Annotated in this window: 23 protein-coding genes and 2 pseudogenes; 2 read left to right on the top strand and 23 right to left on the bottom strand. The window is 32.2% G+C overall.

The annotated features are described in order from the left end of the window. Positions 1–20 precede the first annotated feature (20 nt). The 21 genes and pseudogenes from HMPREF2715_RS05430 to HMPREF2715_RS05335 all read right to left on the bottom strand — a co-directional run bounded on the left by HMPREF2715_RS05430 (position 21) and on the right by HMPREF2715_RS05335 (position 21,065). The gene (locus HMPREF2715_RS05430; protein ID WP_070581570.1) at positions 21–707 is read right to left on the bottom strand and encodes a 5'-methylthioadenosine/adenosylhomocysteine nucleosidase; all 687 of its coding nucleotides are present in this window, start codon (positions 705–707) and stop codon (positions 21–23) included. A 245-nt stretch (positions 708–952) separates the two neighbouring features. Then, positions 953–2,209, bottom strand: coding sequence for an NRAMP family divalent metal transporter (locus HMPREF2715_RS05425; protein WP_070839589.1), 1,257 nt, complete (start codon positions 2,207–2,209; stop codon positions 953–955). 12 nt (positions 2,210–2,221) lie between these two features. After that, on the bottom strand, positions 2,222–2,974 hold the full coding sequence (gene pxpA / locus HMPREF2715_RS05420; protein ID WP_037550706.1) for a 5-oxoprolinase subunit PxpA: 753 nt from the start codon (positions 2,972–2,974) through the stop codon (positions 2,222–2,224). Then, positions 2,974–4,335: an acetyl-CoA carboxylase biotin carboxylase subunit gene (locus tag HMPREF2715_RS05415; RefSeq protein WP_070581567.1), complete on the bottom strand. Its 1,362-nt coding sequence runs from the start codon at positions 4,333–4,335 to the stop codon at positions 2,974–2,976. The genes pxpA and HMPREF2715_RS05415 overlap by 1 nt, the downstream gene beginning before the upstream one ends. A gap of 13 nt (positions 4,336–4,348) precedes the next feature. Next, positions 4,349–4,579, bottom strand: a pseudogene (locus HMPREF2715_RS12410) (acetyl-CoA carboxylase biotin carboxyl carrier protein subunit); the annotation flags it as partial. 107 nt (positions 4,580–4,686) lie between these two features. Then, a pseudogene (locus HMPREF2715_RS12405) lies at positions 4,687–4,798 on the bottom strand (acetyl-CoA carboxylase biotin carboxyl carrier protein subunit); the annotation flags it as partial. A gap of 3 nt (positions 4,799–4,801) precedes the next feature. Then, a complete protein-coding gene (locus HMPREF2715_RS05405) occupies positions 4,802–5,806 on the bottom strand; it encodes a 5-oxoprolinase subunit C family protein (RefSeq protein WP_070581565.1) in 1,005 nt (334 codons plus the stop codon). Beyond that, positions 5,796–6,524 carry a 5-oxoprolinase subunit PxpB gene (gene pxpB, locus HMPREF2715_RS05400; RefSeq protein ID WP_070581564.1) on the bottom strand — a complete coding sequence of 243 codons (729 nt, stop codon included), beginning with the start codon at positions 6,522–6,524 and terminating at the stop codon, positions 5,796–5,798. Before pxpB ends, HMPREF2715_RS05405 begins: the two co-directional genes overlap by 11 nt. A 533-nt stretch (positions 6,525–7,057) precedes the next feature. Next, positions 7,058–7,534: a transcription elongation factor GreA gene (greA, locus tag HMPREF2715_RS05395; protein ID WP_037536682.1), complete on the bottom strand. Its 477-nt coding sequence runs from the start codon at positions 7,532–7,534 to the stop codon at positions 7,058–7,060. A 75-nt stretch (positions 7,535–7,609) separates the two neighbouring features. Next, the gene (gene udk / locus HMPREF2715_RS05390; RefSeq protein WP_037536685.1) at positions 7,610–8,233 is read right to left on the bottom strand and encodes a uridine kinase; all 624 of its coding nucleotides are present in this window, start codon (positions 8,231–8,233) and stop codon (positions 7,610–7,612) included. Beyond that, on the bottom strand, positions 8,233–9,501 hold the full coding sequence (locus HMPREF2715_RS05385) for a peptidase U32 family protein (protein WP_070581563.1): 1,269 nt from the start codon (positions 9,499–9,501) through the stop codon (positions 8,233–8,235). Before HMPREF2715_RS05385 ends, udk begins: the two co-directional genes overlap by 1 nt. Before the next feature lie 15 nt (positions 9,502–9,516). Beyond that, complete coding sequence (locus tag HMPREF2715_RS05380) at positions 9,517–10,440, bottom strand: peptidase U32 family protein (RefSeq protein ID WP_070839585.1); 924 nt, start codon at positions 10,438–10,440, stop codon at positions 9,517–9,519. Between the two features lie 2 nt (positions 10,441–10,442). Then, positions 10,443–11,078: an O-methyltransferase gene (locus tag HMPREF2715_RS05375; protein ID WP_070581561.1), complete on the bottom strand. Its 636-nt coding sequence runs from the start codon at positions 11,076–11,078 to the stop codon at positions 10,443–10,445. A gap of 398 nt (positions 11,079–11,476) precedes the next feature. After that, positions 11,477–11,791: a DUF1292 domain-containing protein gene (locus HMPREF2715_RS05370; protein WP_070839582.1), complete on the bottom strand. Its 315-nt coding sequence runs from the start codon at positions 11,789–11,791 to the stop codon at positions 11,477–11,479. Between the two features lie 14 nt (positions 11,792–11,805). Next, entirely contained in the window at positions 11,806–12,234 is a 429-nt protein-coding gene (gene ruvX, locus HMPREF2715_RS05365; RefSeq protein ID WP_070581559.1) for a Holliday junction resolvase RuvX, read from the bottom strand. Positions 12,235–12,237: 3 nt separating this feature from the next. After that, a complete protein-coding gene (locus tag HMPREF2715_RS05360; protein ID WP_070581558.1) occupies positions 12,238–12,498 on the bottom strand; it encodes an IreB family regulatory phosphoprotein in 261 nt (86 codons plus the stop codon). A 66-nt stretch (positions 12,499–12,564) separates the two neighbouring features. Next, positions 12,565–15,195: an alanine--tRNA ligase gene (gene alaS / locus HMPREF2715_RS05355; RefSeq protein WP_070581557.1), complete on the bottom strand. Its 2,631-nt coding sequence runs from the start codon at positions 15,193–15,195 to the stop codon at positions 12,565–12,567. A gap of 299 nt (positions 15,196–15,494) precedes the next feature. Next, on the bottom strand, positions 15,495–17,936 hold the full coding sequence (locus HMPREF2715_RS05350) for an SF1B family DNA helicase RecD2 (protein ID WP_070839579.1): 2,442 nt from the start codon (positions 17,934–17,936) through the stop codon (positions 15,495–15,497). A gap of 1 nt (position 17,937) precedes the next feature. After that, a complete protein-coding gene (locus HMPREF2715_RS05345) occupies positions 17,938–18,609 on the bottom strand; it encodes a tetratricopeptide repeat protein (protein ID WP_176744752.1) in 672 nt (223 codons plus the stop codon). Between the two features lie 201 nt (positions 18,610–18,810). Continuing rightward, on the bottom strand, positions 18,811–19,923 hold the full coding sequence (mnmA, locus tag HMPREF2715_RS05340) for a tRNA 2-thiouridine(34) synthase MnmA (protein ID WP_070581554.1): 1,113 nt from the start codon (positions 19,921–19,923) through the stop codon (positions 18,811–18,813). 2 nt (positions 19,924–19,925) lie between these two features. Further along, on the bottom strand, positions 19,926–21,065 hold the full coding sequence (locus tag HMPREF2715_RS05335) for a cysteine desulfurase family protein (protein ID WP_070581553.1): 1,140 nt from the start codon (positions 21,063–21,065) through the stop codon (positions 19,926–19,928). 281 nt (positions 21,066–21,346) lie between these two features. On the opposite strand from HMPREF2715_RS05335, the gene HMPREF2715_RS05330 reads away from it, so the two are divergent. After that, entirely contained in the window at positions 21,347–22,360 is a 1,014-nt protein-coding gene (locus HMPREF2715_RS05330; RefSeq protein WP_080497797.1) for an LLM class flavin-dependent oxidoreductase, read from the top strand. A gap of 220 nt (positions 22,361–22,580) precedes the next feature. On the opposite strand, the gene HMPREF2715_RS12025 is transcribed toward HMPREF2715_RS05330, so the two are convergent. Both HMPREF2715_RS12025 and cymR read right to left on the bottom strand, forming a co-directional pair. Next, a complete protein-coding gene (locus HMPREF2715_RS12025; protein WP_176744751.1) occupies positions 22,581–22,730 on the bottom strand; it encodes an SAS049 family protein in 150 nt (49 codons plus the stop codon). 140 nt (positions 22,731–22,870) lie between these two features. Further along, on the bottom strand, positions 22,871–23,293 hold the full coding sequence (cymR, locus tag HMPREF2715_RS05325) for a cysteine metabolism transcriptional regulator CymR (RefSeq protein WP_033080142.1): 423 nt from the start codon (positions 23,291–23,293) through the stop codon (positions 22,871–22,873). Between the two features lie 85 nt (positions 23,294–23,378). Here cymR and HMPREF2715_RS05320 point away from each other — a divergent pair, with 85 nt between their 5' ends. Then, positions 23,379–24,647: a replication-associated recombination protein A gene (locus HMPREF2715_RS05320; RefSeq protein WP_037550736.1), complete on the top strand. Its 1,269-nt coding sequence runs from the start codon at positions 23,379–23,381 to the stop codon at positions 24,645–24,647. Positions 24,648–24,751: the final 104 nt, after the last annotated feature.

The raw sequence follows: 24,751 nt of genomic DNA, 5'->3' as shown, positions 1-24,751 counted from the left end.
TTTATCACCTTTATTATTATTTATAAAATTTTAATTAATGCTTCAACAATTGAACTTGAAGATTTTGCAGCTTCGCCAAGAAATTCTTCAAAAGATATGTCTGCTTTACCATTAGCTAAATCTGAGACTGCACGTGTAACTATAAAAGGAACATGAAATTGATAGCAAGTTTGTGCAATTGCAGTTGCCTCCATTTCAACAGCCATAGCCTCAGGAAATTGTCGTTTAATTGTTAATCGCTGCTCTATACTACCAATAAAACTATCACCACTAACAATTTGGCCAATTTTAGCATTATAATTTTTTTTATTAATTACTGTTTCTACCGATTTAAGTAGTTCTTGATCTGACTTAAATTCTAATGGCATTTGAGGTATTTGACCCAGTTTATAGCCAAATGCTGTTGCATCAACATCATGATAAACAACATCATTACTAATTAACATATCTCCAACAGATAAACTCTCATCTAATGCACCGGCAGATCCAGTGTTGATGATGAGTTTTGGATTGAATTTTTCAATTAATAACGTAGTTGAAATAGCAGCATTTACTTTGCCAATACCACTTTGAGTTAACACTACTTCTTTTGAATTTAATTTCCCTCTATAAAACTTTACATGTGCAACAGAAATTTCATTCATATCTGTTAATTTGTCTTTTAGTATAGCTACTTCTTCTTCCATAGCTCCTATAATTCCAATCATATTAACACCTCAGTCTTTATCTTAGCAATTGCTATTTTATCATATATTTTTATTCATCACGACAATGTTATTAACTCTTTTATTAAAAAAATAAATTCATCTAATATAAAAGCTTTTGGGGTCATGAAATTAATGCACTAAATTAATTTAAACTTGTAAAAAAAAGACCATTTCTATTAAAATTTAATAGAAACAGCCTTAAAGAATTATATAAGCACTTTACGAGTGTGCTCATTATTGAAAATTTAGCCTTTCCAAAGCGTAGCTAAATCTTGTAGTGAGAAAATACCAGTTACAATTGTTACAATCACTGCTACTATACCGAAAATAAGCATCCATGTAGGGTGTTTGTAGTCTCCGACTATAGATTTTTTACGACTTGCAATTAAAATAGCCCCAAGTATAATAGGTAAAATCCAACCATTTATTGCACCAGCAATAATAAGTAAACTAATAGGTTTACCAATAAATAAGAAAATTAAAGTCGAAACAACAATAAAGATAATTACAATAAGATTATTTTTAGTCAATAATGATTTATGTAATGTTTTCAAGAATGTAGCACTTGTATATGCTGATCCTATAACAGATGACATAGCAGCAGCAAAAATAACTACACCGAAAATATTTTTACCAATAGGTCCTATTGCGTGTTCAAATACAGATGCAGGTGGGTTATCAGTGCTTAATGTTACTCCAGTAACCACAACTCCTAATACTGCAAGGAATAATAATGTTCTCATAATACCGGTTGTTAATATACCAGCAATAGCAGAACGGTTTACAAATGGTAAGAATTCTTTCCCTTTCATTCCAGAATCTAAAAGTCTGTGTGCACCAGCAAATGTAATATATCCACCCACTGTTCCTCCGACTAGTGTAATAATTGGTAAAATTAATTTAACCGGATGTTCAGGAGCAAATGTGTGAATTAAAGCATCTCCATATGGTGGATTTGAAACAACCATAACATATGCAACTACTAGTATCATAACAACACCTAAAATCATCGATACAACATCCATGATTTTTTGTCCACTTTTACTTACAAAGATTAATATTGAGAAGATAGCTGTAATTGCAGCACCCCATTTAATATCTAATCCAAACATAGCATTTAACCCTAGGCCAGCACCGGCAATATTACCAATATTAAATGCCAGTCCTCCAAATGCAATTAGTATGGAAATTAAAGTACCAAGACCTGGCATAACTTTATTAGATACTTCTTGTCCACGAAGTCCAGTTACTACAAGCACACGCCAAATATTAATTTGTGCTCCAATATCAATTATAATGGAAATTAATATTGCGAATGCGAAGCTAGCGTAAAATTCTGCAGTGAATACAGCGGTTTGAGTTAGAAAAGCTGGTCCAATGGCTGAAGTTGCCATTAAGAATACAGAACCGTACAGTAATCGTCTGTGATTTTTTGTGAATTTAAATTCCTTTTCATTTGGATTAATTTCTTGATTTGGATTTTGGTTTAAGTTTTCTCCCATAATAGCTCCCCCTTATAAGGATTGAATATCAATGCCTTCTTTCGTTAATTTTTCTCTAATTTGCGATACAAATTCTAGTGCATGAGCCCCATCGCCATGCACACAAATCGTATCAGCTTTTAAATCAATTTCTTTTCCGTTTTTACTAACAACTTTGTTTTCAATTACCATTTTTAAAACTTGATCTAAGGCTTCTTCAGTATTAGTGATTACTGCATCTGCCTCTTTACGACTAACGAGTTGACCATTGTCTTCATATCGTCTGTCAGCAAACACTTCAGATGCAGTTCGTAATCCTAATGATTCAGCTTCAGTAATTAATAATGTATTTGATAACCCTACTAAGATTAGTGAAGAATCAAAATCATATACAGCTTGAGCAATTGCATGTGCAATGTTTTTGTCTTTAGCACCCATATTGTAAAGTGCACCGTGAGGTTTAACATGATTAATACGTGTTTGATGTACCTTACAAAATCCATCTAACGCACCAAGTTGATAAACAACTAAATTATAGATTTCTTTTGGTGTAATATCCATGTTGCGACGACCAAATCCTTTTAAATCTGGTAATCCAGGATGAGCCCCAATACCGACAGCATTGTCTTTGGCAAGTTTAATTGTGTCATACATGACATTTTCATCGCCAGCATGGAAGCCACAAGCAATATTAGCTGATGTAATTAATGGAATGATTTGATTATCTCCACCGAATGAGTAATTTCCAAACGCCTCACCTAAGTCACAATTTAAGTCTATGCGCATTATAACTCCACTCCTTCGATTATTTGATGTTTTTCAAGGAATTTAATATCTACTTCACTTGCATCATCATTTGCATAAAGTGGGTAACTTAAAACTGCATATAAAAAGTCTGCAGTTGTTGTAAATCCTTCTATAACCATTTCATCAAGTGCTACTTTTAATTTGTTTATAGCTGTTTTTCGATCAGTATCTTTTACTATAACTTTAGCAACTAGCGAATCATAATAAGGTGATACTTGATACCCTGGATACAACAGAGAATCGACACGGATGTTGAAACCTTGAGGTAAATGTAACTTTTTAACTTTACCAGGCGAAGGTTGAAATTTCTTTTCTGGATTTTCAGCATTGATACGTGCTTCAATTACATGTCCATTAAACACAATATCATCTTGAGAAAATGGTAATTTATCATGTTGCATTAAGTATAATTGGGCTTGTAATAAATCTCTATCAGCGCGCATCTCTGTAACAGTATGTTCTACTTGAATACGTGCGTTCATTTCAATAAAGTAGTGTGCATCCTTAGTTACTAAAAATTCAATTGTACCTGCACTTCGATAATTTGATGCTTTTGCGACTGCAACTGCATCTGCACATATCTGTTGGCGTCTCTCTTCAGTTAAAGCGGCACAAGGAGATTCTTCTATTAATTTTTGGTTTTTACGTTGAACCGAGCAATCTCTTTCGCCTAAATGTACATAATTACCTTTACCATCACCAATAATTTGTACTTCCACGTGTTTCGCCACAGGTATAAATGCTTCAACATAAACTCTGTCATCGTTAAAGTATTTTTGTCCTTCGCTTTTCGCTTCTTTAAGGGATTTTTCAAGTTGTTCTGGCTCTTTTACTATACGGATGCCTTTTCCGCCACCACCACTTGCTGCTTTTAAAACAACAGGATAGCCAATTTCTTCAGCTAGTTCCTTTATTTCATCAACTGAATTAACTGCATCTTTAGATCCTGGAATTACAGGAACATCTGCATCATCTACAGTTTGTCGAGCAGTTATTTTATCACCCATTAGTTCCATTGTTTTCTTACTTGGACCAATGAATTGAATATTATTTTCTTCTACTTTTTCAGCAAAAGTTGTACTTTCAGATAAAAAACCATATCCTGGATGGATTGCATTAGCACCTGTAATTTCTGCTGCTCCAATAATTCGCTCAATATTTAAATAACTATCTAAAGGATTTGCTTCACCAATACAAACTGATTGATCAGCTAAACTAACATGTAAACTTTGCTCATCTCCTTTAGCATATATCGCAACGGTCTCGATTCCCATTTCACGACAAGCTCTAATTATACGGACCGCAATTTCTCCTCTATTTGCTACTAAACAACGATACATTTAGCTGTCCCCCTTATTTAACTTTTACTAGTACTTGATCATATTCAACATTTGTACCATGATCTGCTACTATTTCAGCAACTTCTCCATCTACATCGCTAGTTATTTCATTCATAACTTTCATCGCTTCTACATAACCAATAATGTCACCAACTTTAATTTTATCTCCAACTTTAATTTGTGGATCAGTTAACTCTTTACTATCTTGTAAGAAGAAAGTACCCACCATTGGTGAAGAAATTTCTTTAGAAGTTTCTTCACTTGCATTCGTTTGAACTTGTTGTGGATTTTCATCATTTACAGTGTTTGTACTTACTAAGTTTTGGTTTGAAGACACATTAGATGATTGGTAACCCTCAGTGAAATCTAATTCTAATTCGCTTTTATTATCCTTAAATTTAAAACGTTTAACGCCATTTGATTTAACTAAGTTAATAACTTCTTCTATTTTTTTTATATTCATCTATTATTTCTCCTCTTCAATTAATTTTGCTAATTTTTTTGATGTTGCTCGCATTGAATGCATATTAAATATTGGAGCCTTTGTCACTGATTCTAACTTCTCTTCAAAATGTTGATTAAAGTTTTTTAACATAGCATTCGCTTCATCCACAGATATCCATTTAAACTGTATCACATCACCCGGCTTAAATTGAGCTAGTTTTTTAAGATCTAATTGACTCACTGTAGCAATTTTTGTATAACCACCAACTGTTTGTTTATCATTCAAAAGTATTATCGGATTGCCATCATTTGGAACTTGGATACTACCCATCCCTACAGGTTCTGATATGATATCAGCTCCATTATCTGGTGGAATGTTGTCACCGATAAGTCTATATCCCATTCGATCTGATTGATCAGATATTTTATATTCCGATTCAACTAAGGTCTTTCTTTTTTCACGTGAGAAAGCATTTACTTGAGGACCTTCTATAATATGAATAATATTGTCTTGTTCTATTGCATCATAGTCGCTTGATTTTCCAAGATTAACCTTAAAGTTGCTATTTTGCACAACTTTAATATAATCGTCTTTTTTCAAAGCTCTACCATCAAAACCACCTATTTTACTTCTTGTATGTGTAGAGTAGCTACCAGCAACCATTTCAATATCAAGGTGATGACCAAAGAAAATATAACCACGTGCACCCTTTTTTGCTGGTCCAAATTCAAGTACATCGCCTTTATTTGCTAATAAGACATTATTATTGGAAATATTAATATCATTTAACTTTGCATTAAATTGACCACCTGTTATTACAAAGGTGTTAGCTTGAGTAAAAGTCAATGTTGGTCCAATGATAGTAAATTCTAGGCTAGGACCGTTATTTCCGATTAGTTCACGTCCTAAGTTATAACTAAATTGATCCATTGCACCAGACCCGGAGAAACCTAAATGTTGATACCCAAAACGGCCTTTATCTTGAACGGTAGTGAAAAGACCTGGCTTCAAAATCTTAATGCCCACTACGAGTCACCCACTTTTCTTTATTAAATCTTCCATCATTGATTTCACTTTCAATTTGATTATACGTCTTCTCATCTATCGAGTAGAATTTAATATAATCACCAGCTTCATACAATGTCATAGGTTCAGAATATTGATCAAAGACTTTTAAAGGTGTTCTTCCAATAATTTGCCATCCTCCAGGTGAATCAGAAGGATATAAACCTGTTTGATTGTTAGCTATTCCAACTGAACCAGCATTAATTTTAACTCTTGGTTCAGATCTTCTAGGAGTATGAATACGTTCGTCTAAACCACCTAAGAATGGGAAACCAGGCATAAAACCTAGCATATATACAAGGTATTCATTAGTTGAATGGATTTGAACAACTTCTTCTGTAGATAAGTTGTTATAACTAGCTACCTCTTCTAAATCAGGTCCCATTTCTAAGTTATATAATACAGGAATATGTATAACATTTTTTTTAGAGTATGTATCCTCTTTCGAAACTTTGAGCTTATCTAATTCTAATTTTTCAATCAATTGTTTGTAATCGATTGAATCATTATTGAAATTAATCATAATAGCTCGATATGATGGGATAACATCTTTAATATCTGGAATATTTTTGGACAGAATATGTTGTGTAGTTAAATCAACCTCTTGATAATTAACCTCACTTATTTCTTCTTTGAAATAAAGCAATAGCGATTGCTCATTTATAACTTTAACTTCCAATCCATTGCCTCCCCTTTAATATTATTAATTGTATATTTGCGCCTTAAAAAGATGATTTAATATTTTAAATAATCATATTTTACCGATATGTATAAAAAATTATAACATTATAATATCTTAGTTGTTTAATAAGTATTTCAAATTATGAATAATAAAAAAAGCGAGACAAAATGTAATCGCTTACTTTATAGTGTAATTTGCAAATAATTCAATTGTATTTACAACGTTATTTAAGCATATAAAACTAATTTTGTCATGAAAAAGTTCATATTTTCAAATTAATTTGATAAAATATATGAAATTTTGTAACATAAAGTATAATTTTATCTTAAAAATTATCATATTCTAGCTGTTAACTTTTTTAATATCACTTTATTAAAGTTAATACAATAGCATTATTGGGTTATTAAAAAAAGCTATGAAAGAAATCATTGATATTTGATTTCTTCATAGCCAATATAAATATGCATTTAATTAATGTAAATAGCAAAATATTTAAAGAGTTTGTAAAACTTTATTCAGAAAAAATCTATCTATTTAATATTTACAATTTTAACATTAATTTCTCCACCATTTGGTAGAGGCACACGAACTTCATCTTTTAAACTTTTACCAATTAAAGCTTTAGCCATTGGTGATTCATTTGAAATTTTACCGTTGAATGCATCTGACTCTGCAGAGCCCACGATTTGATAGCTTTCTTCTTCATCTCCAGGTAACTCAATGAAAGTAACAGTTTTTCCAATTTGTACAACGTTGTTATCACCAGTATCCTCAATGATTAGAGCATATCTAAGCATATGTTCTATACGTTGAATATCTTGTTCGATAAAACCTTGCTCATCTTTAGCGGCATCATATTCTGAGTTCTCAGATAGGTCACCAAATGAACGTGCTACTTTGATTTTTTCAACAACTTCTGGACGTTTAACTGTTTTTAATTCTTCTAATTCTTTTTCTAATTGTTCATAACCCTCTTGAGTCATTGGATATTGTTTTTGATTTTCCATTATGTCATCTTCCTTTTTCAATTAATATAGTTTAGTCATTAAATATATAGTTTTTTGATACATATTGTAATTTACTTATTGTTTACTAACCAATGTTTGAATTTTAGTAGTCATTATATCAATTGCAACCTTGTTACTTCCACCTTCTGGAATGATAATATCTGCATATTTCTTAGTAGGCTCAATAAATTGATTATGCATTGGTTTGACAACATTTAAATATTGGTTAATTACTGATTCCATAGATCGACCACGTTCTTTAGTATCACGAACTAGTCGTCTAAGAATTCTTAAATCTGCATCAGTATCGACGTATATTTTAACATCCATCATATCACGTAGTGTTTTATTTTCTAAAGCAAATATACCTTCTACGATAATAACATCTTTAGGTTCAAATGCAATGGTTTCTTCACTACGTGTATGATTTGAATAATCATATGTAGGAACTTCGACTGCATGACCATTTCGTAAATCTTTTAAATTTTCAATTAGCAAATCATTATCAAATGCAAAGGGATGGTCATAATTTGTTTCTAATCGCTCTTCAAATGTTAAATGTGATTGATCTTTATAATAATAGTCTTGAGCAAGTAATGCGACACTATGGCCTTCTAAATTCTTCATGATTTCGTTTGTAACTGTTGTTTTACCAGATCCTGAACCACCGGCAATACCAATAATTGTTGTGTTTGCCATTATCTAATTTCCTTTCTCATCATGTTCTTAGGATAAATTGGATGATCTACTTTGATTTGTACAATTTGAAGTGGGTGACGTGCAGCATCTAGACTATTGCCCTCCTCATCATATATGGCATCAATAACTTGTCTAAAACTTTGTATTTCAGGTCCAAAGAATTCAATTTCTTGACCTGGTTTAAAGTGATTTCTTTGTTGTATTGTAGCAATTTGAGTAGTTTCATCATAATCTATTACTAATCCACAAAAATCGTAAGGTGATTTTTTATTTTGTTGAACACCAAACATTTGCTCTTCATATCCTGGTGTACCTTCAAAAAATGCTGGTGCAGTATCTCTATTAGCACATTTATCTAATTCTTTTAACCATTCAGGATTAATTTTAAAATTCTCAGGATCTTCAGCATAAGCATCAATAACTTTTCTATAAACTGATACAACTGTAGCTATATAATGAATAGATTTCATTCGCCCTTCTATTTTTAAAGAGTCGATACCGATTTCCATCATTTGAGGTATTGATTCAATTAATTTTAAATCCTTAGGACTCATAGCAAATGGTACGGTGTCTCCATCTTGATAATAAAGATCAAGTTCACCGTCATTATCTACTTCTAATAAATCGTAATCCCAACGACAACTTTGACAACAACCACCTCTGTTAGAGTCTCTAGCTGTCATATGATTACTAAGTGTACAGCGACCTGAATATGCAATACACATTGCACCATGTATAAATGCTTCAATTTCAATGTCTACATTTTCTTTCATTTCTTTCATTTCCATCGCACCAGTTTCACGTGCTAATACCACTCGATCTAAACCTTCTTCTTTCCAGTATTGAACCGCTTTAGTATTAGACAATGACTGTTGTGTCGATAAGTGTATTTCTAATTTAGGAGCAACTTGCTTACAAGTTTCAATAATTAAAGGATCTGCAACAATGATTCCGGTAGCACCCGTTTTTTCTAATTTAATTAAATAATTTTCCAGATCTTTAATATTCTCGTCATGAGCGATAATATTAGTAGTTACGTAAATTTTTGCATTATATTGACTTGCGAATTCAACGCCTTCTTTAATTTCAGCCATAGTAAAATTATCAGCATTAGAACGCAAACCATATTCTTGACCACCTAAAAATACTGCATCTGCACCATAATGTACTGCAATCTTTAATTTTTCTAAATTACCAGCAGGCGCTAATAATTCGGGCTTTTTAATTTTACTTTTCTCTTGTGTTTGAATTTCAGTCAATGTTTTCATTTTTAGCGCCTCCTTTTAATAAACTGTTTGTTTATATAAAAATCCTTCATCAAATGGACGATGTTCTGGTTGGATTGCTTCAATTGGATCTACTAACATGAATTTTTCATCTTCATATGCTTCAGGATCTTCATTATATAAATCTATAGCTTCTCTGTATTGAGCTGTAACAGTATTTATATATTCTTCACTTTGCAGAATTCCATCTATCTTAAAAGAATCAATTCCAGCTTCAAATAGTGGATCGAGTTCTTCAATTAAGCAGATATCATTTGGAGACATTATATGTGTACCATTAAAATCTTCAAATACAGAATATTTATTATCACGTTCTTCGTCATATAGGAGTAACTCTTTATCATCATTTTCACGTTTAATCTTCATTTGTCTATCTTGGAAAGTATAATAGTTCCCAAGCAACATGCGTTTAGATTGGAACATACAAGTCATCCCATGTACTTGAACTTCAATTTCAACATTTGCATTCTCTTTTATATTTATTATTTCATCTAAGTTTAATTCTCTCGCTAGAAGTGCTCGTTTGGCACCTCTTTTTCCCCAATAGTTACATTGGAAATAGTTAGTTACTATAGTTTCAGCATCCCAATTTAGTGGTATCGGATTATGTTGGTTTTTGACATACATGACGACTGCAGGGTCACCAAATATAATTCTGTCTACTCTAACTTCATGTAAGAAATTAATATAGTCTTCCAATGCATTTAAATGATAATTGTGGAAAATGCCATTTACAGCAACATATATTTTTCTATCATGCTCATGCGCTAATTTGACTGCTTGTTTAATATCCTCACGATTAAACTCTCCTGGTAATCTTAACCCAAATTTTTGTTCACCAATGACAAATGCATCTGCACCAATATCTATTAGTGTTTCTAAATGACTTAATGATTTAGGAGTAACGAGTAATTCCGTCATAATTATTCTCCTTTAATTGATATTGCTAACCCATCATCCATATTTATAAAGTTAGTACTGTAATTTTCTAGACTAATTAGCCAATCATTAAATTTTTGAACTTTTTTAACCATTTGCTTAACATTTCTTGAACGTACGATATCTATATTCGATACAAAACCGTGGTATAGAACATTATCTGTAATGACTAGTCCACCATTTCTTAATAGTGGTGTGTAATATTCAAAAAATTTCTTTGATTGAGCTTTTGCTGCATCAATAAAAATAATATCATATTGTTTATCACTGACTTTGTTATATTGCTCTAAAGCATTTCCCTCAATAAGTCTTATTTGTGATGAGTAGCCATAAGTTTCGAAATTTGATTTAGCTTGTGTAATCATTTTCTCATCACGCTCTATAGTCGTAATATGTATATCATTTGATACGGATGCAAATTGCATTGAACTATACCCTATTGCAGTGCCAATTTCTAGAATGTTTTTTGCACGATGTATCCGAATTAATTGTTTAATCATCTCTAGGGATAATCTATCGACAATTGGTACAGCATTTTGCTCCGCATATTCTCTTAACGTTTCAATTTTATTATCTGTTTTACGATGTATATCCAATAAATACTGCTGGTTAGCTTCCATTAATTTACTTCCTTTTTAAAGACAAAATGACATTAAAAAATAAACCAGTCGATATGGAGTTATCCACTAAACTTTAAAAGTTTTAAATAAACTTAACCGTGCTAGGATAACTTATACTTATAAATGTATGACTGATTTAAATATTTATTAAAACTCATTGTCTACCTATAAGAATTTAACTTTAAATATTTTATCATATATTTGATTGTAATTTAAGATGTAACATATAAAAAACACGATTTTATCAATCAAAAAAGGAGCAGAATAGAACTCGAATTGAATTCATTATCCCACTCCTTATATAAAATTTCTGTTCTGAATTATAAATTAAATCACATATTGACAGTTCAGTCAGCTAATTTAAATTTGTTTTAGTATTAAATATTAAATCTAGGAAACTATTCTTCCATGTTTGTGTTAACTACTTCTTCAATCATGTCCCATTCTTCATCAGTCTCGATAGGTACTAATTTACCACCATCACCTGATTCATCAGGTTCATTAATCATTGGAATCAATTCAATCATGTCATCATCGTCAGATTGAGCACCTTCCTCAGCTAAAATAACATATTCTTTTTTAAATTCTGGATGATAAAATTCCAACATTTTACGATATAAAACTTCGTTACCATTTTCATCGAATAAAGTTAATAACTCTTCTTCATTACTAATATCTAATTTTACATCGTGGTTATGATTATGTTCAGTCATTGTTTATTACTCCTTTATTGGATTGAATCTAAATAGCCTTGCAATATAAATACTGCTGCCATTTTATCAATTACTTTTTTTCTTTTTTGTCTAGATACATCTGCTTCAAGTAATGAACGCTCTGCTGCCATAGTACTTAATCGTTCATCCCACATAATTATCTCTATATCAGGTAAGCTTTCTTTGAGTAACTCCTTGTATCTTAACGAAGCTTCTCCACGAAAGCCAATAGAATTATTCATATTCTTAGGTAAACCAATTACTACAGAACCAACGTTATGTTCTTTAATAATGGTCACTAATTGATCTATGCCAAAATCTTCTAGTTCCTCGTTAATTCTTAGAGTGTCCAATCCTTGGGCAGTCCAACCCATTAAATCGCTTATAGCTACGCCAACTGTTTTACTACCTACATCCAAACCCAAAATTTTGTGCGTTAACATATACTAGTTCTTGTTCTCTTTTAAATAATTTGAAACGAGTTCTTCCATGATAACGTCACGATCAATGTGGCGAATTTGATTTCGAGCATCATTTTGACGAGGTATATATGCAGGATCACCTGAGAGTAAATATCCTACAATTTGATTTACAGCATTGTAACCACGCTCTTCTAAAGTTCGGTGTACGTTGTTTAACACTGTTTCAACATTATCTTTCGGAATTTCTTCATAGTCAAACTTCATTGTTTTATCAATATTATCCATAGATGCGACACTCCTCTAAAACGAATTATCTTACATACACCAATTTTACACTAGTTGATTACAAAGTTATAGTTTTTTAATGTAATCTTTAATAAAGCGTAATGCTTCTGAGATATTTTCTGGTTGCGTACCGCCACCTTGAGCCATATCTGGACGACCGCCACCTTTACCACCAACTAATGGTGCCATATTCTTAATGATATCTCCAGCTTTAATTTTATCTGTTTGTTCTTTTGGTACAGTTGCTATTAGTGATACCTTTTCACCTAAATCACTGGCTAAGATTATAATAGCATCTTGTTGTTTAGATTTGAAATCATCCATAGTTTGTCTTATTTCTTTAGCATTAGAAACTTCAACTTCTGTAGCTAGTACTTTAAAGCCATTAATTTCTTCAATTTGATCCTCTATATTGCCCATTTTAAGTGAAGTGATTTCCTTATTTCGTTGTTCTAATTGTTTATGAAGGTTCTTTTCTTCCTCTTGTAGCTGGACAATTTTATCAAATACTTGATCATCAGATTTGACTTTAATTTGATCTTTAATAGAATTAAATTTATTTTGAATATCCTCTAGATGTAAGAACGCTGACTTACCAGTAAATGCTTCAATACGTCTAACGCCTGCACCTGTACCTGATTCACTTATAATCTTGAAAAGCCCAATTTCTGCAGTATTATCAACATGTATACCACCACATAGCTCAATTGAGAACGGTGACATATTAACAACGCGCACAATATCTCCATATTTTTCACCGAATAACGCCATAGCACCAATTTGTTTTGCTTCATTAATAGGCATCTCTTGTATATTAACTGAAATACCTCTCCAAATTTCCTCATTTACACGTCTTTCAACTTTATCAATTTCGTCTTGAGTCATCGGACCAAAATGTGAGAAATCGAAACGCAAACGCTCACTTTCAACTAACGAACCTGCTTGATTTACATGTTCACCTAATACTTCTTTTAATGCAGCGTGAAGTAAATGAGTGGCACTATGATTTTTTTGGATGTCTTTTCTTTCATCCCTATTAACACTTGCATCTACATCACTATTAACTGTAACTTGACCAAATTGGATGACACCTTGATGTAAGTTTTGACCATTAGGTGCTTTAGTTACTTCAGTTACTTCAATCTCAAAGTTCTCATTACCTACTGTTCCTCTATCAGCTACTTGCCCACCACTAACTGCATAAAATGGAGTTTCTTTTAAAATGAAATATACAGTTTCTCCTGGTTCAGCAGATTCAACTTTCTCTCCATTATAAATTAAATCAGTTAACGTAGTCTGATAATCTGTAGTTTCATATCCGACAAATTTGCTTTCAGTAGTAATATTTTTAAGAACTTCACTTTGGATTTGCATTGATTGTGAACTTTGTCGAGCTTCTCTAGCTCGTGTACGTTGTTGATCCATTTCTTTTTCAAACGTTGCCATATCCACAGAGATGTTTTCTTGACTAGCTAATTCTTCTGTCAATTCAATTGGGAATCCATAAGTGTCGTATAATTTGAACGCATCTGAACCGTTAATTTCATTATTAGATGATTTAGCTTTAGCTAATAAATTATTCAAAATTGCTAAACCTTCTTGAAGTGTCTCATGGAAACGCTCTTCTTCTGATTTAATAACACGCTTAATAAAATCAGCTTTCTCTTTAACATTTGGATAATATGGCTCCATTATCTCTGCAACGATGTCAACTAACTTATACATAAATGGTTCATTAATGTCGAGAGTTTGACTAAATCTGACTGCTCTACGTAGAAGTCGACGTAAAACGTAACCCCTTCCCTCATTCGCAGGTAAAGCGCCATCAGCAATTGCAAATGCAATTGTACGAATATGGTCCGCTATTACCTTAAAGGCAATATCATGCTCGTTGTTTACTAAATATTTTTTGCCAGCTACATTTTCTACTTCATTAATGATTGGCATAAATAAGTCTGTTTCATAATTTGTTCTTACGTTTTGAGAAACAGAGGCCATTCGTTCAAGCCCCATACCCGTATCAATATTTTTATTTGGTAATGGTGTATAAGTGTTGTCTTTATTATGGTTAAATTCACTAAATACTAAGTTCCAAACTTCTAAATATCTTTCATTTTCCCCACCTGGATACATCTCTTCTGATGGATCATCTTGGCCATATTCATCTCCACGATCATAGAAAATTTCAGTGTTAGGACCAGATGGACCCTCACCGATATCCCAGAAATTACCTTCTATTCTAATAATTCGACTTTCTTCTAATCCAATTTCATCATTCCAAATACGATAAGCTTCAGTATCTTCAGGATGAATAGTTACATATAATTTTTCAGGTTCCATGCTCATCCATTTTTCACTAGTTAAAAATTCCCACGCAAAGTGGATTGCTTCTTTTTTGAAATAATCACCAATTGAAAAGTTACCAAGCATTTCGAAAAATGTATGATGTCGTGCAGTAAATCCTACATTTTCAATATCATTTGTTCTAATTGCTTTTTGAGAATTGACTATTCTAGGCTTTCTTGGTGTTTCTCTACCATCGAAATATTTCTTTAAAGTTGCTACACCTGAATTTATCCATAATAATGTATCGTCATCAATTGGCACTAAAGGGGCTGAAGGTTCAACCATATGACCTTTTTCGACGAAGAAATCAATATATTTTTGACGAATTTCACTAGCCTTTAAATTTTTCATTTCCGACACTCCTATATCAACATATTTTATCTAAAAAACACAAAAAACGTTCATCCTCAAAAAAGGGACGAACGTTTTCGCGGTACCACCCTAGTTATAAACAATCTATCTTTAAGCTACAAAAATTATCGCTTGATAGAAAACATTTATCACTCAATTAAAATATAAAAATGACATGAAGTAGCGTTCAACAATATACATTGCACTTTTCACCAACCAGTACATCTCTATATAAGTTATAATTGCCTACTCATCTTCATGCGAACTTAAGATTATTTTAAGTATTTTCAAACTAAATGTCAACGCTCAGCAAAATCATAAGGAGAAACATCACCCATATTAATCATTGGATTGATTTGATATATAGTAGATTCACTTAAAATGATTTGATCATCTTTTGTATCAACGTCGTAAATTGTATCCATTGCCTCTTCATCTTTATTCACAGAAGTATTTGAAATTGTTACATCACTTTCTTTTTGGTCTATATCAAAATATGACAAGATTAGCTCTTGCAATTGTGTATGTCGTATTTGTCCTTGCGTATTTAATCCAATTTCAAATGCGGTTGAATCTCCAAGTAATACTAATGATTGTTTAGCACGTGTAAGTCCTGTATAAAGTATTGGTCGCTGTAACATTCTAAAATACTGCTTAACGATAGGCATAATTACAATTGGAAATTCAGACCCTTGTGATTTATGAATGGATGTGCAATAAGCATGCGTTAATTCTAATAAATCTTGACGAGTGAAAGTAATCTCGTTACCTTCGAAATCAACAACCATAACATCTTTATTTAAAGCATTTTCTTTAGCCCAAAATATACCAACGATTATTCCTATGTCACCATTGAAGATATTATCATTAGGACGATTAACTAACTGAAGAACCTTGTCACCTTTACGAAACTTTATGTCACCAAATTCAATTTCTCGTGTATCTTGTGCCTTGGGGTTTAAAATATCTTGTAATACTTGATTTAATCTTTTAATACCTGCGTTACCTTTATACATAGGCGCCAAGACTTGAATATCACTCATATCATAACCTTTATTAACTGCACTTGAAACTACTTTTTCAACTACTGTAGGAATTTGATCGACATTACAACTTATAAAACTCCTATCATGATAACGCTTTGTAATATCTATTGGCTCACCATGTTTCATACGATGCGCTAAATCGATGATACTTGAACCATCTTGTTGACGATAAACTTCAGTTAGATTAACTCGTGGTATTGCCTTCGAATCAATAAGATCCTTAAAGATTTGACCTGGTCCAACTGAGGGTAATTGATCTTCATCACCGACTAAAATAATTTGTGCATCTAGAGGAACTGCACTTAAAAATTGGTGAAACAACCATGTATCTACCATAGACATTTCGTCAATAATTATGAGCTTTGCTTTAATTTCATTATCTAGAATGTCTTCTGGTTGTGTTTCTTGATTCCATCCAATTAGACGATGAATTGTCATTGCTTCTAACCCTGTAGATTCTTGCAATCTTTTAGATGCTCTACCTGTCGGAGCTGCCAGGACAATAGGATAGTCATCTTCTTGATAGTCTGAATAATTAAGAGAAAGACCATGTACCTCTGCATAAAGCTCAACGATTCCTTTGATTACTGTTGTTTTACCTGTACCAGGGCCACCGGTTAAAAGCATAATTTTAGAATTAATTGCAGTTTGTAAGGCCTCTTTTTGAGATGGTGCATAAAGCACATTATTACTAGTCTCTATATCCCCTATATGTATCTGCAAATCAGATTGTTCTATTTCTTTTAGCTTATGTTTGTATGTTTTAATTCGATATAAATTTTGAACACTTTTGAGTTCGGAATAATAGAGACTAGGAATGGCGACTCGCTCATTATTTACAATAATTTTTTGTTCCTCATGTAATAATTCGAGAATATTTTCAAGTTGTTTTGAATCGATACTATCACTGGAATGAGTATCCATTAGCATCTCTAATGTCACTTCAATTGCATAATCTAGTGATAAATAGGTGTGACCTTGTTTTATACATTCTTCTTCTAACGTATATAATAATCCTGCTTTCAATCGTTCTGGATCATTAAAACTAATGCCATTATTTCTAGCTAAAGTATCAGCTTTATTAAAACCAATTCCTTTAATATCATAAACGAGTTGATAAGGGTTATTTTCGAGCACGTTTAAAGTCTCGGCTTGGTAGAATTGATATATCGCCATTGATAATTTAGGTCCGAAGCCTAAATCATGTAATCGAATCATAATTTTTTCGGACTCTTGATTGGCGTTAATTTGATCAGCAATCTGCTTTTGTTTCTTTTTCGGTAAATTTGAAACCTTCTCTAAAACTGATGCGTCTGCCATAATATCATTTATCGCATTTTCACCAAGTGTATTTACAATATTTTGAGCAGTTTTTTTACCTATACCTTTGAATAAGTCACTTGATAAATATGTAATTATAGCATCCTTAGTTTGAGGGTCCTCTTTTTCAAAAGTGTCGGCTTTCAATTGCTTGCCATAACGTGGGTGCTCTACCACTTGTCCTTTAAAAGTGTATACATCTCCTTCCACAATATTTGGAAAGAACCCTACAACTGTTGGTAAATTACCAAATGATTCATTAGTCTCAATTGTATCCACTTTAATGACTGTATAGAAATTATTATTATTTTGAAATAAAATAGCATCTACAGTACCTTTAATCATTGAATAATCAAATAGTGTAGGGTCAGACATATTACTCCTCCTCATTCTTTATAGCTTCAAACGTTTTCTTAGCATGTTGACTTAACAAGTGATTTGGATCTATAGATATTGCCTTGTCAAAATAAGACATAGCTAAATCAAGATCTTCAGTATCCATGTAAGTGGCTAAACCAAGATTATATAAAGCATCGACATGCTTTGAATCTATAGATAAAACAATTTTCAATTGATTTATAGCCTGGTTAAACATTTCTAAATGACATAGAGCCAGACCATATTGAAATTGAACTTCTGCATCTTGATTATTATCTAATTCTGCTGCAGTCATAAAGTAAGGTAAAGATTCTTTTGGTGCATCTAATTGGTTAAATGACATACCAATCATGTAATTAGTATCTATTTTATCCATATTGTATTTAGATGCCAATTGATATAGTTTAATAGCATCACGGTATTTATCTTGATCGTAATATAGATTGGCTAAATTGTAATACACTGCACCATTTTTATCATCTATCGTAATTGCTCGTTGAAAGAAACGCTCAGCCTTTTCAATTTCATTAATATCAGCTAATACTATTCCTGCATTGATATAATTTTCAATGGTATTTGGTTCTTCTTCTATGTTTTGAAATAAAGCTTTTAAAGCATCTTCAAGTTGACCATTTTGAATCCACTCATAAATCGTATCTTGTTTCGTTATCATGATTCCACCCAATCCTAAAATTATCTTACGAGAAACGCTGTATTTTATAAAATAAAGATGTAGTAGTATTTGGGAGCAAGACATAAACAATATTTTTCGAAAATATATTTCCAGTCAAATACTGCCAATATATATTTGTAGCCTGAGGCATTGAATTATGTCCCAGGCTCTTAACAACTCCATCTTTTGTTTGTTTAATTAAACAACATAACTTAACTGACCTGTTGTTTTAAATACATCATCGATAGTTGCTCCACCTAGACAAACTTCCTCATCATAAAATACAACGGCTTGTCCCGGTGTGATAGCACGTACTGGTTCATCAAATGTAACGCGTAAAGCATTTTGACTTTCACGTTGAACAAACACCTTAGTATCTTTTTGACGATATCTAAATTTAGCAGTACATTCAAATCCGTTGTCCAAATCAACTGGATTTACGAAAGAAAAATCGGAAGCTATTAAATAATCACTATAGAGCGCATCATGATGGAAACCCTGTTCAACGTATAAAATATTGTCTTCTAAATTTTTACCTACAACGAACCATGGATCACCGTCTCCACCGATACCAAGTCCATGTCTTTGACCAATAGTGTAATACATTAATCCACTATGCATTCCCATTTTTTCGCCATTCAACGTACGCATTTCTCCAGCTTGAGCTGGTAAATATTGTGATAAGAATGTTTTGAAATTACGCTCTCCAATAAAACAGATGCCTGTAGAGTCTTTCTTTTTAGCTGTTGCTAAATCTTGCTTTTCTGCTATTTTACGAACTTCTTTTTTATCAATATCTCCAATTGGAAACATAACTTTAGACAATTGTTGTTGAGATAGTTGATTTAAGAAATAAGTTTGATCTTTATTATTATCTACACCTCGTAACATTTCTACATGGCCATCATCATGACGACGTATTCTTGCGTAATGTCCTGTTGCTACGTAATCTGCGCCCAATTTAAGTGCATGCTCTAGAAAAGCTTTAAACTTAATTTCTTTGTTACACATTACATCTGGATTAGGTGTACGACCTTTTTTATATTCATCTAAGAAATAAGTAAAGACTTTATCCCAATATTCTTGTTCGAAATTAACGGCATAATATGGAATACCAATTTGATTACATACTGCGATAACGTCATTATAGTCTTCTGTTGCAGTACAAACACCATTCTCATCAGTGTCATCCCAGTTTTTCATGAATATTCCAATAACATCATACCCTTGCTCTTTAAGCACATGAGCTGTGACTGAACTGTCAACACCGCCAGACATACCTACAACTACACGTATATCTTTATTAGACACATTTATTCCTCCTTAAATTTATGATATATTTTGTGAATTTCAGCTACGATATATTTTATTTCTTGATCAGTTGTTAATTCATTAAAGCTAAATCTTACTGAATGTTTAGCACGTTCTTCATCTTCATACATTGCTGCTAAAACATGAGAAGGTGTTGTTGAACCAGCTGTACATGCTGAACCTGAAGATACATAAATGTTAGCTAGATCTAAAAGTGTTAGCATAGTTTCCACGTCTATGAATGGGAAATATAAATTTAGAATATGTCCTGTTGTATCAACCATAGAACCATTTACCTCAAAAGGAATCGCACGTTCTTGTAGGCTAACTAAGAATAATTCTTTTAATTGCATTAAATGTAAATTATTATTATCTCTATTCTTATGTGCTAATTCTAGTGCTTTTGTTAAACCAACAATTTGTGCTAAATTTTCTGTTCCTGCACGTCGTTTAGTTTCTTGTTCTCCTCCTAGTTGAGAGTACTCTATTGGGGTTTTATCTCTAACTAATAAGACACCTACACCTTTTGGACCGCCGAATTTATGTGCTGTCAAACTTAAAGTATCCATTTTAAATTCTTTAAAATTAATATCTAAATGTCCGATTGCTTGAACTGCATCTACATGCAATAATGCGTTTGACTCGCTAACAATATCTTCTATATCATACATAGGTTCAACAGTTCCAACTTCATTATTAACAAACATTATTGAAACTAAAATAGTGTCATTCGTTAATGCTTCTTTAAGTTGATCTAAATCTATTGCACCTGTATCATCTACATCTAAATAAGTGACATCATATCCTTCTTTTTCTAATTGTTCAAACACGTGTAAGACAGAATGATGCTCAATTTTAGTTGTAATAATGTGATTTCCAAGATGTTCATTTGCGTAAACTAATCCTTTAATGGCTGTATTATTTGATTCAGTTGCGCCACTTGTAAAAATAACTTCGCTAGGCTTAGCATTCAATAATTTAGCAACTGTTCTTCTTGATTCATCTAGATAACGACGTGCATCTCTTCCTATAGAATGAATAGACGATGGATTACCAAAATGTGATTTATAAATTGTCATCATCTCTTCAATTACTTCTGGTTTGACAGGTGTAGTTGCAGCATAATCTGCATATACTTCCATTTTTAAGTACACTCCTCACAATATTATCAATGTTCCTATAATAGCACCTGAATAGATTTTTTTCTATATAGTTGTTTATAAACATAAATTTTTCCATTGTTTAATATTTTAACATTCAACCACTTTAAAAATTAACCCCACATTAACTTATAAATAATTTTAAATGTACTATTAATTAAAGTATCAATATTTTTTCACTAACATTATCGATTATGAGCATTTCAATATAAATTAAACTACATATCTTGTTAAACTAAACCATATTAATTTTATATGAGGAGATGAAAACTGTGGGTAATCTAAAGGTATCTGCATTAAATTTAGTTCCAATAAGAGAAGGTCAGAGTGATAAAGAAGCAATTGAGGATATGATTAGTTTAGCTCAAAAGTTAGATTCACTTAATTATGAAAGATACTGGATTGCAGAACACCATAACGCACCAAATTTAGTAAGTTCAGCAACTTCTCTATTGATTCAACATACACTTGAACATACGAAACGTATTAAAGTTGGATCTGGAGGGATTATGTTACCAAACCATGCTCCTCTAATAGTTGCGGAGCAATTTGGAACAATGGAAACACTTTTCCCAAACAGAGTTAATCTAGGTTTAGGTAGAGCCCCAGGGACTGATATGATGACAGCTAGCGCATTGAGACGTGACCAGCATAATGGTGTCTATGAGTTTCCTGAAGAAGTTGAACAATTACAAACTTATTTTGGACCTGGAAATAAACAAGCTTATGTAAGAGCTTATCCTGCTGTAGGTAAAAATGTACCTTTATATATTCTTGGATCATCTACTGATTCAGCTCATTTAGCTGCACGTAAGGGATTACCTTATGTCTTTGCTGGACATTTTGCACCTCAGCAAATGAAAGAGGCAATTCAAATATATAAAGAACTATTTGAACCTTCTGACGTATTAGACAAGCCTTATATGATTGTATGCTTGAATGCTATAGTAGCTGAAAGTGATGAAGAAGCTGAATACTTGGCAAGCACATTAGCTCAAGTATTTATTGGTATTGCTCGTGGTAGAATGCAACCATTACAACCACCTACAAATGACTTACAAGCTCTTCTAACACCTAGAGAATTTGAAATGGCTAAACAAAGATTTAATGATTCGCTAATAGGTTCAGAGGAAACAGTTAAAGAGAAGTTGGAAGCATTTATAGAAGAATATGGTGAAATTGAAGAACTCATGGGAATCAGCTATATTTATGATCAAGAAAAGCAATTTGAATCATTCACTCGTTTACAGAAAATTATTGAAAAATTGAATCAATAATCAATATTAAAATTTAATATTGATGGATAGCGAGAGAATTAATGCATAATTTGGAGTGGGATATTATTTAATCTCACTCCTTTTATTTGCTAATAAACATATAGGTTTTAATGCTAAAACAACATTAACTTTAATAAAAATGTTTTGAATTACTTAAATTGTAAATACTTCTTTTGATATAAAAAAGCGATAACATTTAATGTTATCGCTTGAAAACTAATTATTTATCATCTTTTTTGTCATCGTTGTTTTTGTCATCGTTGTTTTTGTCAGTATATTCATTGATTTTGTCTTTAACTTTATCAACTTGTTCGTTATCGCTATTTTTAAATTTTTCTGCTGCGTCTTTCGCTTTATCCATGAATCCCATAATGAAATTCTCCTTTCAAATTTAAGAATATTTATATCGATCAAGTATTATGTTAATTCTGAGATACAAAATAAAGAATGTACCTTACTGTTGTAATTATTATTTACCACACACAATTGTATTTAAACATATTTTTTAAATTAAATATAAAACATGTAACCATCAAGTTTATCATCAGTTTCGACATAGTCTGCTAGATATTTTAAAGTAGTATTATCTAATACTTCTCTAACAGCATCTCTCATTCTTAACCATAACTGTTTTTGTGCAGGTGGTTCTGATTCAATACTTTCGACTATCGTAATAGGACCTTCTAGTAAACGAATAATATCGCCTGCTTTAATTTCGTCAGCTGGTACTCTAAGTTGATAACCACCTTTGGCACCACGAACACTTCGAATTAAACCAGCATTTCTTAAAGGGCCAACTAATTGTTCGAGATATAAATCACTCAAACTGTTTTCTTCAGCAATTGACTTTAAAGATACGCATCCTTGCCCTTCTCTTTTAGCAAGGGAAATCATTAAAGTTAAACCGTATCTCCCTTTCGTTGATATTTTCATAACATTACCTCACTTAATTCGAATAATATATAATACCATTCTAGCATTTTTTCAGTTAAGATAGTATTAGAAAGGTGTGAAAATAGTGACTACAGAACCTTTAGCTTCAAGAATGAGACCTACTAACATTGACGAAATCATTTCGCAGCAACATTTAGTAGGACCTAGAGGCATTATAAGACGAATGGTTGAAACCAAAAGATTATCATCAATGATATTTTATGGGCCACCAGGGATTGGTAAAACAAGCATTGCAAAAGCAATTTCTGGTAGCACTGATTATAAATTTAGACAATTAAATGCAGTTACAAATTCAAAAAAAGATATGCAAATGGTAGTCGAAGAAGCCAAAATGTCTGGTCAAGTCATTCTTTTATTAGATGAAATTCACCGGTTAGATAAAGCTAAACAAGATTTCTTATTACCACATTTAGAAAATGGCAAAATCGTCCTAATTGGTGCAACAACCTCAAATCCATATCATGCAATCAATCCAGCTATTCGCTCTAGAGCTCAAATATTCGAACTGTATTCATTAGATCATGATGATGTGCGACTCGCAATTAATAGAGCATTAAATGATTCTCAACGTGGCTTAGCTAATTATCATCCCAAAGTAGATGAAGATGCATTAGAATACTTTGCTACGCAAAGTCAAGGAGATGTTAGAAGTGCTTTAAATGCTCTTGAATTGGCTGTTTTAAGTGCTTCAGTTGAAAATGAAATTAGACATATTACGCTTCAAGATGCTAAAGATTGTTTGCAAAAAGGTGCTTTCGTAAGCGATAAAGATGGAGACATGCACTACGATGTTATGAGTGCTTTTCAAAAATCAATAAGAGGTAGTGATGTAAACGCTGCATTACACTATTTAGCAAGATTAATTGAAGCTGGCGATTTACCGACTATTGTAAGACGCTTATTAGTCATTAGTTATGAAGATGTAGGGTTAGCTTCACCTAATGCGGGACAACGTACGCTTGCAGCCATTCAATCGGCAGAGCGACTGGGGTTTCCTGAAGCGAGAATTCCTCTTAGTCAAGCTGTAATTGAACTTTCCTTATCACCTAAATCCAACTCAGCGATCACTGCTATTGACAGTGCACTTAGTGATATACGTAAAGGTAATATTGGCCAAATTCCTGACCATTTACGAGATGGACATTATGCTGGAGCTAAAGATTTAGGTCGTGCCATAGGTTATAAGTACCCTCATAACTATGAAAATGGATACGTCATTCAACAATACTTGCCAGATAAACTCAAAAATAAAATTTATTATGAGCCTAAAACAACATCAAAAAGTGAACAACAATTTAAAACTATTTATGATAATTTAAGAAACAAAAACTAAAAAAGATTATGAATCAATTAGCCATTATAAATGACTTTTAAATGGCTCTATAATAAATTGGACTGATGATTAAAAATCATCAGTCCAATTTTTATGTTTGAATA

This window comes from Staphylococcus sp. HMSC062A01 (genome assembly GCF_001836805.1).
Taxonomy (GTDB): domain Bacteria; phylum Bacillota; class Bacilli; order Staphylococcales; family Staphylococcaceae; genus Staphylococcus; species Staphylococcus haemolyticus.
This window is presented reverse-complemented; position numbering and strand designations above follow the sequence as displayed.